This is a genomic window from Catellatospora methionotrophica (genome assembly GCF_011297335.1).
In the GTDB taxonomy this organism is placed as follows: Bacteria; Actinomycetota; Actinomycetes; order Mycobacteriales; family Micromonosporaceae; genus Catellatospora; species Catellatospora methionotrophica.
The window spans coordinates 421,193-435,206 of the sequence record NZ_JAAOTJ010000003.1 but is presented as its reverse complement, the minus strand read 5'-3'; the positions used below and the strand labels follow the sequence as shown (position 1 = coordinate 435,206).

The 14,014-nt window shown below is 73.4% G+C and carries 12 protein-coding genes; 6 read left to right on the top strand and 6 right to left on the bottom strand.

The annotated features are described in order from the left end of the window. Together HAV40_RS12615 and HAV40_RS12610 are read right to left on the bottom strand one after the other, a co-directional pair. On the bottom strand, positions 1-203 hold a 203-nt coding region (locus HAV40_RS12615; RefSeq protein WP_205694004.1), incomplete at its 3' end, for a hypothetical protein. Positions 204-646: 443 nt separating this feature from the next. Beyond that, positions 647-1,192 carry a CGNR zinc finger domain-containing protein gene (locus tag HAV40_RS12610; protein WP_166381134.1) on the bottom strand — a complete coding sequence of 182 codons (546 nt, stop codon included), beginning with the start codon at positions 1,190-1,192 and terminating at the stop codon, positions 647-649. Between the two features lie 88 nt (positions 1,193-1,280). Between HAV40_RS12610 and HAV40_RS12605 the strand changes: the two genes are divergently transcribed. Next, positions 1,281-2,258, top strand: coding sequence for an EamA family transporter (locus HAV40_RS12605; protein ID WP_166381133.1), 978 nt, complete (start codon positions 1,281-1,283; stop codon positions 2,256-2,258). A 61-nt stretch (positions 2,259-2,319) separates the two neighbouring features. On the opposite strand, the gene HAV40_RS12600 is transcribed toward HAV40_RS12605, so the two are convergent. Next, positions 2,320-3,297 (bottom strand): extracellular catalytic domain type 1 short-chain-length polyhydroxyalkanoate depolymerase, encoded by a 978-nt coding sequence (locus HAV40_RS12600; RefSeq protein WP_166381132.1) that lies wholly within the window; start codon positions 3,295-3,297, stop codon positions 2,320-2,322. 123 nt (positions 3,298-3,420) lie between these two features. Between HAV40_RS12600 and HAV40_RS12595 the strand changes: the two genes are divergently transcribed. From HAV40_RS12595 to HAV40_RS12580, 4 genes are all read left to right on the top strand, one after another. Beyond that, positions 3,421-4,128 carry a TetR/AcrR family transcriptional regulator gene (locus tag HAV40_RS12595; protein WP_239086974.1) on the top strand — a complete coding sequence of 236 codons (708 nt, stop codon included), beginning with the start codon at positions 3,421-3,423 and terminating at the stop codon, positions 4,126-4,128. A gap of 3 nt (positions 4,129-4,131) precedes the next feature. Then, a complete protein-coding gene (locus tag HAV40_RS12590) occupies positions 4,132-4,995 on the top strand; it encodes an alpha/beta hydrolase (protein WP_166381130.1) in 864 nt (287 codons plus the stop codon). Between the two features lie 128 nt (positions 4,996-5,123). Then, entirely contained in the window at positions 5,124-6,488 is a 1,365-nt protein-coding gene (locus HAV40_RS12585) for a GGDEF domain-containing protein (protein WP_166381129.1), read from the top strand. A gap of 79 nt (positions 6,489-6,567) precedes the next feature. Then, positions 6,568-9,606: a hypothetical protein gene (locus HAV40_RS12580; protein ID WP_166381128.1), complete on the top strand. Its 3,039-nt coding sequence runs from the start codon at positions 6,568-6,570 to the stop codon at positions 9,604-9,606. A 171-nt stretch (positions 9,607-9,777) separates the two neighbouring features. On the opposite strand, the gene HAV40_RS12575 is transcribed toward HAV40_RS12580, so the two are convergent. Continuing rightward, positions 9,778-10,968, bottom strand: coding sequence for a GNAT family N-acetyltransferase (locus HAV40_RS12575; RefSeq protein WP_166381127.1), 1,191 nt, complete (start codon positions 10,966-10,968; stop codon positions 9,778-9,780). A gap of 445 nt (positions 10,969-11,413) precedes the next feature. Here HAV40_RS12575 and HAV40_RS12570 point away from each other — a divergent pair, with 445 nt between their 5' ends. Further along, the gene (locus HAV40_RS12570) at positions 11,414-12,418 is read left to right on the top strand and encodes a LacI family DNA-binding transcriptional regulator (RefSeq protein WP_166381126.1); all 1,005 of its coding nucleotides are present in this window, start codon (positions 11,414-11,416) and stop codon (positions 12,416-12,418) included. An 11-nt stretch (positions 12,419-12,429) separates the two neighbouring features. Here the strand turns inward: HAV40_RS12570 and HAV40_RS12565 are convergent, their stop codons facing one another. After that, on the bottom strand, positions 12,430-13,227 hold the full coding sequence (locus HAV40_RS12565) for an N-formylglutamate amidohydrolase (RefSeq protein WP_166381125.1): 798 nt from the start codon (positions 13,225-13,227) through the stop codon (positions 12,430-12,432). A gap of 132 nt (positions 13,228-13,359) precedes the next feature. Beyond that, positions 13,360-13,959 (bottom strand): maleylpyruvate isomerase N-terminal domain-containing protein, encoded by a 600-nt coding sequence (locus tag HAV40_RS12560; protein ID WP_166381124.1) that lies wholly within the window; start codon positions 13,957-13,959, stop codon positions 13,360-13,362. Positions 13,960-14,014: the final 55 nt, after the last annotated feature.

Genomic DNA, 14,014 nt, shown 5'->3' with positions numbered 1-14,014 from the left:
CGCGTCACACCCAGGTCCCGCAACCGGCCGACCATGCCCGACAACGCCCGGGTCATGGTCGAGTAGGTCTGGACCTCCTGCAACCTGCGGCCGGGTTTGGCCGGGTCGGGGATACGCACACAGCACACCAGCGACTTCTTGCCGACGTCCAGCGCCGCGACCCGTTCGACGATCTCCTCACGTTCCTGCGTCTGCTCCAGCATCACGTGCTCCCTTGCCGAGGGCGAACAAAGGGCGGTCGCCCGCGGCAGCCACAGGGAACAGCGAATCTAGTCCTCGTGCTCGAAGCAACAGTGAAAGGCCCCAGGCGCGGCTGCCGGCGTCCGACTAACCCACGGCCTCATACGGACCAAGAAGAGACGACGTCAGCACGGGCGACCACCACCACGGCACCACCACCCCGACCACGGCCGCAACCGCCACGCACGGTTTTCACCCGTGAACGGGCCGCCATTCAGGCGAAGGGACTAACCCACCCACCCCCGCCTGCCGCAACTCTTAAAGACTTGCGGCCTGAGAAGGGCCGGGAAGGCGCGACTCTTTAAGAGTTGCGCGAGGTGGGGCGCGGCGGCGCGGGTGGGACGGGGCGGCGCGGGGTGGGACGGGGCGGCGCGGGGTGGGACGGGACGCGGCGGCGCGGGGTGGGTTAGGGGCGGGTGGCGGCTTTGCGGGCGCGGTAGGCGGTGACTGCGGCGCGGTTGCCGCAGCCGGTGTCGCAGAAGCGTTTCGAGCGGTTCTTGGACAGGTCGACGACGACGTCGCCGCAGTCGGGGTGTTCGCAGATGCGCAGGCGGCCGAGTTGCCCGCCGCGGACCACGTCGACGAGTGCCATCGCGGCCTCGACCGCCATCCGGGTGGCCAGTGGCGCGTTGGCGGGGGTCGCGTGCAGGTGGTAGTCCCACTCGTCGTGCCGGACGAGCTGGGGGAGCGCGCTGGACTCGCGGAGCAGCGTGTTCACGATGTCGACGACCTCGTCCTCGTCGGCCTCCCAGACGCGGCGCAGCCGGGGGCGCAGGGCCTGCACGGCGCGCAGTTCGGCCAGGGTGTGCTCGCGGCCGCCGGACCAGCCGTACGCCCGGAAGAAGTCGTCGAGCGCGGCCAGGTCGGGCAGCTTCTCGCCGTCCGAGCCGGTGGTGTTGACCAGCGCCGCGGCGGCCACCAGCGCGACCTCGGTGTCATGGGCAAAAAGCATCTTGACTCCTGTCACGGGTCAGGTCTACTGTCATCAGCATAGCGGTGTTTTACTCATTACGCTTTCCGTGCTCCCCGAGGTGAGTTCCATGCAGACCCAACGCTCCGCCGGTGTCGGCCTCGGTCTGGCCCTGCTGTCGGCCGCGACGTTCGGCACCTCCGGCACCTTCGCCCGGTCCCTCATCGAGGCGGGCTGGTCGGCCGAGGCGGCGGTCGCCGCGCGAGTGGGCATCGCCGCCCTGATCCTGGCCGTGCCGACCGTGTTCGCGCTGCGCGGCAAGTGGCACGTGGTGCGCGACAACCTCGGCTCGATCGGCGTCTTCGGGCTGCTCGCCGTCGCAGGCGCGCAGGTCGGTTTCTTCAACGCCGTCCGATACCTGCCCATCGGGGTCGCCCTGCTCCTGGAGTACCTCGGCATCATTCTCGTGGTGTTCTGGATGTGGGCCCGGCACGGCCAGCGGCCGCGCCGGCTGACCCTGGCCGGGTCGGCTGCGGCGATGCTCGGGCTGTTCTTCGTGCTCGACCTGACCGGCGGCGGCAGCATCGATCCGGTCGGCGTGCTGTGGGGCCTCGGCGCGGCGGTGGGCCTGGCGGCGTATTTCGTGCTCAGCGCGCGGGTCGACGAGCGGCTGCCGTCGGTGGCGATGGCCAGCAGCGGCATGGCGATCGGCGCGGTGGTGCTGCTGGCGCTCGGCGCGGTCGGCGCGCTGCCGCTGCGGGCCACGTTCGGCGACGTCACGTTCGCGGGCGAGCGGATGAGCTGGCTGGTGCCGATCGTGGGGCTGTCGGTGGTCGCAGCGGTGATCGCGTACGTGTCCGGCATCGGCGCGGCACGCATCCTCGGCGCGCGGCTGTCGTCGTTCGTCGGGCTGACCGAGGTGCTGTTCGCGGTCCTGATCGCCTGGCTGTTCCTGGGCGAGCTGCCGGTGCCGGTGCAACTGCTCGGCGGGGCGCTGATCATCGGCGGCGTCGTGCTGGTGCGCGTGGACGAACTGCGCTCCACGCCGCCCGCCCCGGACGAGGTCGTGCCCGGCGCCGAGCCCGTGCTCGCCGCCCAGGGCCGCTGAGACCAGAGGAAGGGCGCCCGCACATCGCGCGACGATGTGCGGGCACCCTTCCTCTGTCGCGTCAGGGTTTGGGGTGGGCGAGGAAGAAGTCCCAGCTGAGGGCGGTGGCGTCGGGGCCGCCGGGGTCGCCGTAGAGGCTGCACGGGCAACCGCCGGGGTACGCGTGACCCGCTCCGTCGATCATGTACTGCTCGACGAGGGGCTGGCCGGACGTGGTGCGGTAGGTCAGGCGGGTGAAGCTGCGTCCGCCGGGGACCTGACCGGTGACCACGCTGTCGGCGACCGGGTCGGCACCGGCCACGGTCGTCCACTGCTCGGCGATGCGGTACGCCGTGGACGGTGGGACGACGAGGTCGGCGGTGCCCTGGAAGATGATCGCGGGCACGGGGCGGGCCCGGCTGCCCATCTCCTGCAGCGCCCGGCGGCCGGATTCCCGTGCCGTCTGCAGTTGCAGCACGTCGCAGTCGTATTCGCAGCCCGCCATCACGGAGACGGAGGCGAACAGGTCCGGATAGGTCACCCCCATGATGTTGGCCATCACGCCGCCCGCCGAGACGCCGGTCGTGAAGATCCGCCTGGCGTCGACGGTGTACTGCGAGCGCATCCGGTTGGTGATCCCGGCGATGATGGCCGGTTCGCCCCAGCCGCGGTGCTGGTTGGTCTCCAGGAACCAGTTCCAGCAGGTGGCGGGGTTGACGATGTTGCTCTGGTCGGGGAAGACCACGATGAAGCCGCGCGCTTCGGCCTCGGCGCTCCAGCCCGACAGCAGGTCGAAGCCGACATCGTTCTCGGTGCAGCCGTGCAGGGCGACCAGCAGTGGCATGGGCGTGCCGGGACGGTACGACGAGGGCACGTAGCCGTGGTAGTCGCGGGTGCCGTAGACGCTGGCGTACACGCCGTGGAAGAAGCCGCTCGCGGCCTGGGCGGGGGCGGGTGGCACCGCGAGCTGGGCCAGCAGCACGGCGAGTGCGGTGGCGGCGACGGTGGCGAGGCGGCGGAGCGGTGGAACGGCGGTGCGGTCCGGGGACGGGACGGACATGGCGCGCTCTCCTCTCGGATCCAGTTGCCAACCAATCGATTGATTGGGTAGCAGGATTGCTAGCGACTATGCGCCCGGTCGGCTACGGTGTCAACCAATCGGTCGATGGGTAGAGGAGCGCATGTGACGACGCCCCGGTGGGAGCCCCGGCGGCTGAGCGCCGTCGCCGTCGAGCTGCCCGAGGGCGTGACCCCGCCCGGCACCCGCGGCCGCATCCTGCTGTCGGCGCTGCGGCTGTTCGCCGAATACGGCTTCCACGGCACATCGATCCGTGACCTGGCCGGGGCGACGGGCATCAACTCCGCCACGCTGTACGCGCACTTCCCGGCCAAGGAGCACGTGCTCGCCGAACTGGTCCTGCTCGGGCACGCCGAACTGCACCAGCGGCTGCAGCAGGCCCTGGTCGAGGCCCCGCCGGGCCCCGCCGCGCAGCTCGCCGCGCTGGTGCGGGCGCAGGTCGGCGCGCATGCCGACTTCCCGCTGCTGGCGCTGGTCGCCAACGCCGAACTGCACGCGCTGTCGCCGGAACGGGCCGCGCCCGCCCTGGCCCTGCGCGAGCAGTCACGCGAACTCGGCCTGCGCGTGCTGCGGCTGGGCGTCGCGCAGGGCGTGTTCCGGGTCGCCGACCCGCTGCTGGCCGCGACCGCCATCGGCTCGATGGGCATGCAGGTCGCGCACTGGTTCGGCCCCGACCAGCCGTACACCCGCGACCAGGTCGCCGACACGTACGCAGGTTTCGCCCTCCAGTTGGCCGGGGCGGTCGTCGCCGCACCCGAGCCCGCGCCGAAGACCGCCCGGACCTCGGGCACCACCCCCGTCAAGAAAGGCTGACCCATGCGCTCGATCGAGATCCCGGTTCCCGGCGGTTCGCTGCACGCCCTGCGCTTCGGCGACGGGGAGAAGATCGCGGTCGCCGCGCACGGCATCACCGCCTCGGCGATGTCGTTCCGGGCGGTGGCCCGCCGGCTGCCCGAGGACTGGAGCCTGGTGGCGGTCGACCTGCGCGGCCGGGGCGGCAGCGCGGGGCTGCCCGGCCCGTACGGCATGGACGCTCATGCCGCCGATCTGGCCGCGGTCGCCGAGCACCTGGGCGCGCCGGTCGCACTGACCGGGCAGTCGATGGGGGCGTACGCCGCCCTGCGCGCCGCCGTGCGCCGGCCCGAGCTGTTCAGCCGCCTGGTGCTGGTCGACGGCGGGCTGCCGTTGCCGGTCCCGGCCGAGTTCGACCCGGACAAGCTGCTGGAGCTGACCATCGGCCCGGCCGTGGCCCGGCTGCGCGAGACCTACCCGTCGGTGGACGCCTACGTCGCCTTCTTCCAGGCACACCCGGCGCTGGCCGGGGACTGGAACGACGACATGGCCGCGTACGTGCGCTACGACGCGACCGGCGAGCCCGGCGCGATCCGCTCCCGGACCAGCTCCGAGGCCGTCTACGCGGACGGCCGCGACCTGCTGGTCAACGGTGCCGCGTTCGGCGACGACCTGGTGAGGCTGCCCCTGCCCGCGACGCTGCTGTACGCCCCGCGCGGCATGTTCGGCCAGGCGCCGGGCATGCTGCCGCAGCCGGTGGTGGACCACTGGGCGGCGCAGGCGCCGCTGCTGCGTCCGGAGCTGGTCGACGACACCAACCACTACACGATCCTGATGACCGACCGGCCCGCCGCGCTCATCGCCGAGCGGCTGACCGGGCCCGCCTGAGGATCGGCTGTGAGCGGGGAAACCATGCCGGCGATCGTTAGCAGAGCTACAGTTATAGGCCGCTGACCTGGGGGTCCCTTCATGGGAGCTGACATGCGTGCCGAACGATCCGGCCATTCGAGCCGAAGATGATCAACCTGTTCGCGGTGGTGCGGAAACGGGCGGTGACGATCTGGGCGTCCCTGCCCACCGCCCTGGGCGGGCCGCTCGCCCGGGTCGGCCCGCGCCTGACCGTGGCGTTCCTGGCGGTCGCGCTGCTGCTGCCACTGGTCGGGTTGGTCGCCATCCGCGAGCAGCACGCGTCGAGCCTGCGGGCGGCCCAGATCGAGGCGGAGAACGTCGCCGAGCAGGTCGCCCACATGGCCACCCAGCCCACCGGGCCGGGCCGGTCGCTGCTCTACCAGCAGCCGACCGGCCTGCAGGCGTACGTCAGCCGGGTCAACCGGGACGGCAACCGCGACCTGGAGATCGTCGGCCTGAACCGGCGGGTGCTGGCCGACGCGGTTCCGGCCAACCAGGGCAAGCTGTTCGCCGATGACCGGGGCGGCGAGGTGGCCGCCACCATGCGCGACGGGCGGCCGCGCGCCTTCCACGAGCTCAACGTCGACTTCCCGAACGGCATCGAACTGGTCGCGGTGCCGATGCGCGCCGCCCAGAACCAGATCGTGGGGGCGGTGCTGCTGGAGTACACGCCGCTCTACCGGCAGTTGCTGGCCGCCGGCGGCCGTACGCGGCAGATCATCGTGGTCACCAGCCTGGCCGGGATGGGCGCGGCGCTGGCGCTGGGCTTTCTGCTGTCGCACGGCCTCGTCCGGGATCTGCGGCGGCTGACCCGCGCCGCGGACCTGCTGGCCGCGGGCGACGGCCGGGCCCGTGCCGCGGTCGGCGGCCGCGGTGAGCTGGGCGACCTGGCCGAGGCTTTCAACGGTATGGCCGACCGGCTGGCCGTGCAGCGGGCCACGCTCACCGAGCTGGCGGTCCGCGACCCCCTCACCGGCCTGCACAACCGGCGCTCCTTCGAGGAGCGGCTGAACGGGGCGCTGTCCCAGGCGGGCCGCACCCGGTCACCGGTGTCGCTGCTCATGCTCGACCTCGATCACTTCAAGGCGGTCAACGACCGGCACGGCCACCCCGCCGGCGACCAGGTGCTGCGGACCATGGCGGCGCTGCTGGTACGGGAGTTGCGGGTGGTGGACGTGGCGGCGCGGCTGGGCGGCGAGGAGTTCGGGGTGCTGCTGCCCGGCATCGAGCACCGGGACGCGGTGGTGGTCGCCGAGCGGCTGCGGAGCGCGATCGCCCGCTGCCCGGTGATGCACGGGGGAGCCGTCATCCGGGTGACGGCCAGTCTCGGCGTGGTGTGCTGGCCCGAGCACGGGCAGGCAGGTGACGAGCTGCTCGAACGCGCCGACCATGCGCTGTATCGCGCCAAGCGGGCCGGGCGCGACCGGGTCAGCGGGCCGCCCCCGCAGCCGCCGCAGCCCGCCCACCGGTGACGGCGTTTCCGTTGGGAAATCGTGATCAAAGCGAGGGCCCCGGCGGCACTACGATGCGAGCGTGTTTCATGTTTCCCGCGTGCGTAAGCCGTACCCGCTGCTGGCCGCAGCCGTCGTCCTGCTGCTGCTCGGCGGCGGTGTGGCCTGGGGCGTCGGTGACGCGCTCGGCCTGAGCCACACCCCGGCCGCGGTGCCCCGCGAGGACCCGGTCGCCGCCCCGCCGCGCGAGACCGTGCCCCCGCCGCCGCTGGCGACCATCGCGGTCCCGGCCGAACCGAGACTGACCAAGGCCGCGACCGCGGTCGCCGACGCGCTCGCGGCCCGTGGCCTGCCCCGCCCGACGATGACCTCCGTGCCGCCGCAGACGGCGGTTGCGCTGCCCGCCGCTGGTGCGACGACGTTGCGGGCCGGGGTGCTCGCCACCATGGCCGCCGCGCCGGAGGCGTACCGGCTCACTGCCCGGGGCTCCGAGCTGGCCGTCGAGGGCGCGGACGTCGCCGGGACGGCGGCGGGGCTGTACCGGATCGCCGACCGGATCCGCTCGGGCGTGCCGGTCGTGCCCGCCGGGGACGACGGGCGGGTCGTCACGCCGCGGCTGGGGCTGCGGCTGACCGACGCCGGGTCGGTCGGGCGCGAGCCGGACGCGGCGGCCTTCGGCGCGGGCGACGACTACAACCTCAACACCGACGTCGTCGGCGAAGCCCTGCTCCCGCAGGCCCCGTGGGTCGACCCGGCGGCGGTCGCCCGCATCGACGCGCAGTTCCGGCAGTTCGTGGACCACGCGGCCGCGCAGGGCTACAACGGCGTGGTGGTGCCGGGCTTCCTGGAGTACGTCACGTTCGCCAAGGTCGGCGACGGCCGTGCCGTCTACCCGGCCGGGGACACCCACGTCGACCGGGCCAGGGCGATGGTCGCCGCGTTCGGGCCGGTCTTCCGGTACGCCGAGGACATGGGGATGAAGGTCTTCCTGCTCACCGACATGCTCGCGGTGTCACCGCCGCTGGAGGCGTACCTGACGCGCACCGTCGGCGGGCTCGACGTCGCCGACGCCCGGCTGTGGGCCGTCTACCAGGCGGGGCTGGCGGAGCTGTTCGAGAGCATGCCGTTCGTGGACGGGCTGATGGTGCGCATCGGCGAGGGCGGCGAGGTGTACGCCCAGAACGGCTGGGACTACTCGTCGAAGCTCGCCGTGACCACCGACGTCGCGGTGCGCGCGATGCTGCGGGCGCTGCTCGACACGGCGGGCCGGGCCGACCGGGAGGTCATCTTCCGCACCTGGACCGTCGGTGTCGGCGCGGTCGGCGACCTGCACACCAACCCCGCGTCGTATCAGCAGGTGCTGGGCGGGTTCGACGACCCGCACCTGATCGTGTCGACCAAGTACACCCTCGGCGACTTCTACAGCCACCTGCCGCTCAACACGACGCTGCTGGCGGGCGAGCACCGGCGCATCGTGGAGTTCCAGGCGCGGCGCGAATTCGAGGGCTTCGGTTCGCTGCCCAACGACCTCGGCGCGCTGCACCGCCAGGCGCTGCGCGACTTCCTGGCCGCGAACCCGAAGGTCGAGGGCGTCTGGAACTGGACCCAGGACGGCGGCCCGCTGCGCGCCGGCCCGATGTCGCTCTACCTGCGCACGGGCTTCTGGCAGCTGTACGACCTCAACACGTACGCCGTCGCGCGGCTGGCCTGGGATCCCGACGCCGATCCGGCGCAGGTCACCGCCGACTGGGCGTACCGCACGTTCTCCGGTGATCCGGCCACGGTCGCGGCGATCGGGCAGGCCATGGCGCTGTCGCGGGAGGCGGTGACCAAGGGGCTCTACCTCGGGCCGTACGCGGACAGGACCGTCAAGGCGCTGGGCCTGGAGCCGCCGCCGATGATGTGGATCTTCGAGTGGGACATCGCGACCGGCGACTCCGCCGCGCTCGACAGCATCTACGCCGTCACCGGCGGCCGGGTCGACCAGGCCATCGACGAGGGCGAGCGGGCCGTCGCGCTGGCCCGGCGCATGCGTGACCTGGTCGCCGCGACCGACCCGGCGACCTGGCGCGAGCCGCGACTGCGCGCCGCGTTCACGAGCACGCTGGACTACCAGGTGAACCTGTTCGAGACGCTGGGCGCGTACCGGACCATGGTGCTGCGCCACGCCCAGTGGCTCGACACCGGAGACCAGGCCGCCTACGACGGCTGGCGGCAGGCCGAGACCGTGTACCGGGGCGCGCGCGACGTGCACCGGCAGCGCTACGGCGGGGACCTGGACCTGCCCGCGTACAACTTCACCGCCGCCGACCTCGGCGCGGCGCGCGCCGACCGCGACCCGGTGATGGCCTGGGCCGCCCGGGGGCTGCTGGCGCTGATCCTGCTGGTGTTCGTGCTCGGCCTGCGCGGACGTGGCCGGGGTGGGGCGGCGGCGCGGGCGCTGCTGCTCGGCGCGGTGCGCCCGTGGCGGGTCGCCGGGCTGGAGGTTCCGCCGTCGCGGCTGGACCGGGTGCTGGTCTGGCTGGTGCCCGCGTTCGTGCTGGTGGCCAGCCGTGCCGTGTACACCTGGTTCGCCGCCCCGGCGCACCTGCTGGTGACCCTGGGCGGGTGGCTGCTGTTCGCGGCGGTGGCCCGGCTGGTCGTCGGCCGCCGTGACCCGTTCCACCTGTGGGCGGTCATCGGCGGGGTCGCCCTGCTGCGCAGCGTGCTGCTGCTGGCGGCGCTGGCCGGGCGCGGGCCGGGCAAGTACTGGTTCGCCTTCTGGACCTCGCCCACCCTGCGCACGGTCTACATCACGATCGCGTTCGCCGCGTTCTGCTGGCTGTTCGTGGCCACCGCCGTCGTCCTGCGCGACCGGTACGCCCTGCTGCGCCGCCGCGCCGTCGGCCTCACCCTGGCCGCGGCGGGCCTCCCGCTGGGCGTGATCGCCGCATTCATCGCCTACCTGGGCCTGGAACACGCCCTCACCGTCTGGAACGACCAGATGGCGCTGCTCCCATGGGGCCTGTCCCGCATCCTCGGCATCACCGTCTACCTCGGCATCCCCACCGACCTGCCCCGCTACGCCGCCTACGCGGGCGCGATCCTCACCGCCGCCGGCCTGCTCCTCTCCATCGCCCGCCGCCGCCCCCACCCGTGACCCGACCCGCGGCCACGCGCGACCCGACCGGTCGCCGCGCGACCCAACCCGTTCCAAAATAGACGCTGGCCTATCTGATCGAGTATTTGTTGATCGAACTCGATAAGATAGGCCAGCGTCTATGAAAGGCGGAGGCGGGGCGCGGCCCGGGGATGAGGGTGCGGCGGGTGGTCAGAAGTAGTCGTGGAGGGTGGGCGGGGGGCCCGCGGTGGCGGCGCGCAGCAGGTCGTCGGTGTCGGCGTCGCCGCCGGTCAGGAAACCCGCGCGGCGTAGCTGCTCCGGGGTGGCCGCGCCCGCGTACCAGGCGGCCAGGCCGCGCGGGGTGAGCCGGACCGTGCCCGCGCCACCGGCTTCCAGGCGGCCCTCGCCGCCGGACAGCACCAGCCGCCACCGGCCCTGCTGCCACGGGCAGACGTCGTCGACGAGGTCCAGGTCCACCTCGCCGGTCAGGTGGCGCGGCCAGCCGCGTGCCGCGACCGCACCGGGCGCGTCGACCACGCGCACCATCCACGGCTGCGCCGTCGCGGGCTTGGCGTCGACGCGGGCGATCAGCGACCACGCCGGGTCGGTCGCGCCGAGCCGCAGCACCGCGGTCGGCGCGACGCTGGCCCAGCCGCCGAGCATGGCCAGCAGCGTGCGGGTCGCCTCCGGGGTCAGCCCGATCAGGTCGTCGACGGTCAGCTTGCCGCTCGCGTCGTAGCCGGGACCGCGGTCCCAGCTGGCGTAACCGGCGATGGTCCCGGCGTCGTCGAGGGCGACGGTGAACCCGTGGTAGTCGGCCAGCAGCTGGGCCGGGGTCGCGTCGAACGCCGGTCCGGAGCGCTCCATCATGCCGGTCCCCGCGCGGGCCACCTGCCGGTAGAGCTCCTGCACCGCCGGGAGGTCGGCCTCGGTCGCGGGCCGCAGCGTGATCGTCGGATCGGGGCGGATCGCGCCGAGCACGCGGGTGGACAGCGTCCAGTAGGTCAGCGCGCCGACCTCCTCCCAGCCCAGCGCCCGGTACGGCAGCGGGGTGGTGTCGAACAGGGTGCTGATCACCGCGCCACGTTCCCGCGCGCCCTGCAGCAGGCGGGTGAGCACGAGCCGGCCGAGTCCGCGTCCGCGCAGCTCCGGCGCGGTGGCGACGCCCGCGACACCGCACGTGGGCACGATCCGCCCGCCGAACCACTGGCCCTGCTCCCGGTCGACGGCCTTGGCGACCATCCGTCCCGCCGGGTCGAACGCCCCGAGCGTGTGCCGACCCCGCGAGCTGGGATCCCACCCGTCGGGCACGGGCTGCTCGTGATACCCGAAGGCGAGACTGCCCAGATCCCACGCCAGCTTGCTGTCTTCCGGCCGGAGCGGCCGCACCTCGTACGTCACCCGGCCATCCTGCCAGCCCCCCACCCACCCGTCCTCCGCTTATCCGCCGGCCCTCGGCCGGCGTCAGCGGTTTCGGGGAAACTGCGCTCATCCGGCCCGGGGAAGGGGCAGTTTTCCCGAAACCGCAGAACCCGCGACTGGAAGCGGTTCCAGTCGCGGGGGGACTGTTCGGCTGGTGGTGGGGGGAGTTTCGGACAGTTGTCTTGACGTCTTAACGCGACACTCCTATGTTCCAACTGGAAGCGCTCCCAGTTTTCCCCGGCTACCGGGCGTGCCGTGTGCCGGGGTGCGAGCCGCCGCTGCACGGGCCAGGTCGGCACCAGCCGCGTGTCCTGTGCGCCGCTCTGCGCCCCGGCCGGGAAAGTAGGGCCTGGGAGCGCTTCCAATCATCTCCGGCGACGCGTACGCTCTTGCCACCGTCTCCGCAGAGGGGTGTCACGGCGTCATGGGTCCCAAGCGTCAGCCGACGCTCGACGAGGTCGCGGCACGGGCGGGTGTCTCACGCTCGGCCGCCTCCCGCGTCATCAACAACGCCCGCCACGTCAGCCAGGCCAAGCGGGAGGCCGTCGAGCGGGCCGTCGCCGAGCTGGGCTTCGTGCCCAACCCGGCCGCCCGAGCCCTGGCCAACCAGCAGGTCGGCGCGGTGGTGCTGGCGCTGTCGCACCACGACCCGGCCCTGTTCACCGACCCGTTCTTCGCGCAGATCATCCTCGGCGTCAACGCCGAACTGGAGAAGACCGAACTCGAACTGCTGCTCGTGCTGGCCGACACCGCCCAGGGGCAGACCCGGCTGCAGCGCATCCTCAGGTCACGGCGCGCCGACGGCGTCATGCTCATGGCGCTGCACGGCGACGACCCGCTCGCCGCGCTCGCCGACCAGCACGACATCCCGGTCGTGTTCGGCGGCCGCCCGCTGCACGCCGAGCCCCGCTGGTACGTCGACGCCGACAACCGCGGCGGCTCCCGCCTGGCCACCGAGCACGTCATCGGCCTCGGGCGACGGCACGTCGCCGTCATCACCGGCCAGATGGACACCGAGGCGGCCACCGCGCGCCACCGCGGCTACCTCGACGCCATGGCGGTGGCCGGGCTGGACCCGGCACGCGTCGAGCACAGTGACTTCACCGAGCCCGGCGGGGCCGCCGCGATGACCCGGCTGCTGGCGGTGCACCCCGAGGTGGACGCCGTGGTCGCCGGATCGGACGCGATAGCCGCGGGCGCGCTGCGGGCGCTGAAGGCCCACGGGCGTACCGTGCCGGGCGACGTCGCCGTGGTCGGGTTCGACGACCTGCAGACCGCGCTGCACACCGACCCGCAGCTGACCACCGTCCACCAGCCCGTCCACGGTCTCGGCCGGGAGCTGGCGAAGATGCTGCTCAGCCTGATCGCGGGTGAGCAGCCGCACCCGCTGATCCTGCCGACCCGCCTGGTCCGCCGCGCGTCCGCCTGACCGCTCGCGGCTCAGCGCGCGCCGAGGGCGTCGACCAGGGTCGCCAGCGACGCCGCGAGCCGGTCCAGACCGGAGTGCGGTTCGCCGCCGGGGGCGTGCTGGTAGCCGTCGCGGCGCAGCTCGACCATCAGCGCCGACACCCGCTCGTCGGCGCCGTGGTGCTTGAGCGGCACGTAGCAGCCCGCGAAGGGGCTGTCGAAGCCCACCTCGTAGCCCGCGAACGCCTTCGCCGCGGCGTCGCGCAGCCACGGCGGGGTGTGCATGCCGTCGGTGCCGAGGCAGACCTGCGGGCGCGGCCCGTCGCCGTGCAGCTCGTACGGCAGGGCGCGCGGGGGGTAGGAGTGCACGTCGACGACGATCGCACGGCCGGTCGCGGCCAGCCGCTCGTCGACCAGTGCGGTCATGCCCTGGGCGTACGGGTGGAAGTGCGCGTCGCGCAGCCGCCGGGCGAAGGGCGGGTCCTCGGGGCGCAGCCGCTGCCCGCTGGAGGTGCGCGTGTACACCGCGCCCATGCCGACCGCGGCCATCTCCTCGCGCTCGTCGTCGGGGAACCGCTCCGGGTCGACGACCAGCCGCGACCACTCGTTGACGAACGTCCAGGGCCGTACGCGCGCCGCCGCCGCGGCCCGCGCCGCGATCAGATCGGTGTACGCGTCGGTCATCGCGTCCAGCTCGGCGAGCAGCGCGGTGTCGTCGAGGGCGATCGAGGCCCGCGCCGGGCCGCTGATCCGCCGCGAGGAGTGCGGCACGTGCAGGACCACCGGCGAGGACTCGTCCCCGCGATCGATGCGGAACACCGGAACCGGCATGACACCTCCTGAAGATCACCATGACGGTATCCGGCGGGTGCGACACCTCCCCGGCTCGCTGACCTGCCGCCGGGGCCCACGACCGCCCCCGGCCAGCCGCGATCCGGTGCTGCCGGCGCCCGGTGTCGCCTTTCAGCCCCAGGGGCGCAGCTCCGGCATCGGCGCACGGCCCAGCGTCCATGCCATCAGGGCGCGCCCGTCGGCGCGGTCGGACAGCTCGGCGAGCAGTTTCGGCAGCCAGCGGGCGACCAGGCCGTCGGGCCACTGTTCCCAGCCGTAGCCGAGGCCAAGGTCGACGTGGTGCACCTCGACCTCACGCCAGCGGGAGAACAGCAGCTGCGTGGCGGGGATCAGTTCGCCGCTGCCCGCGCGCACCGTGCGCTGCCACACGTCCGGGGTGGCCGCGGCGAAGGCGGCGTCGACGGCCGCGTCGGCCGCGACCAGGTCGTCGATGATCTCCTTGGCGGACCGGCCCTGCCCGGACTCGATCTCGGCGGCCCGGCCCCGCGCACCGCCGGGGTACTGGTCGACCTGCTCGCCACGGGCGGCCCCGTCGAGCCGCCGCACCACGCTGTCGGCGTTACGGGCCAGGTGGGTGAGCACGTGGCCGACGGTCCAGCCGGGCAACCGGCTCGGGGCCCGTACCGTCTGGTCGTCGACGGCGCTCAGGATCTGGTGCAGCCGGGTGTGTGCCTGCGCGCACGCGGCGCGGTCTTCGTCGATCTCGGACATGGCCCCATTGTCGCCCGTCCCACACCACTGGCCATGATCGACCGGGGACGTGCTG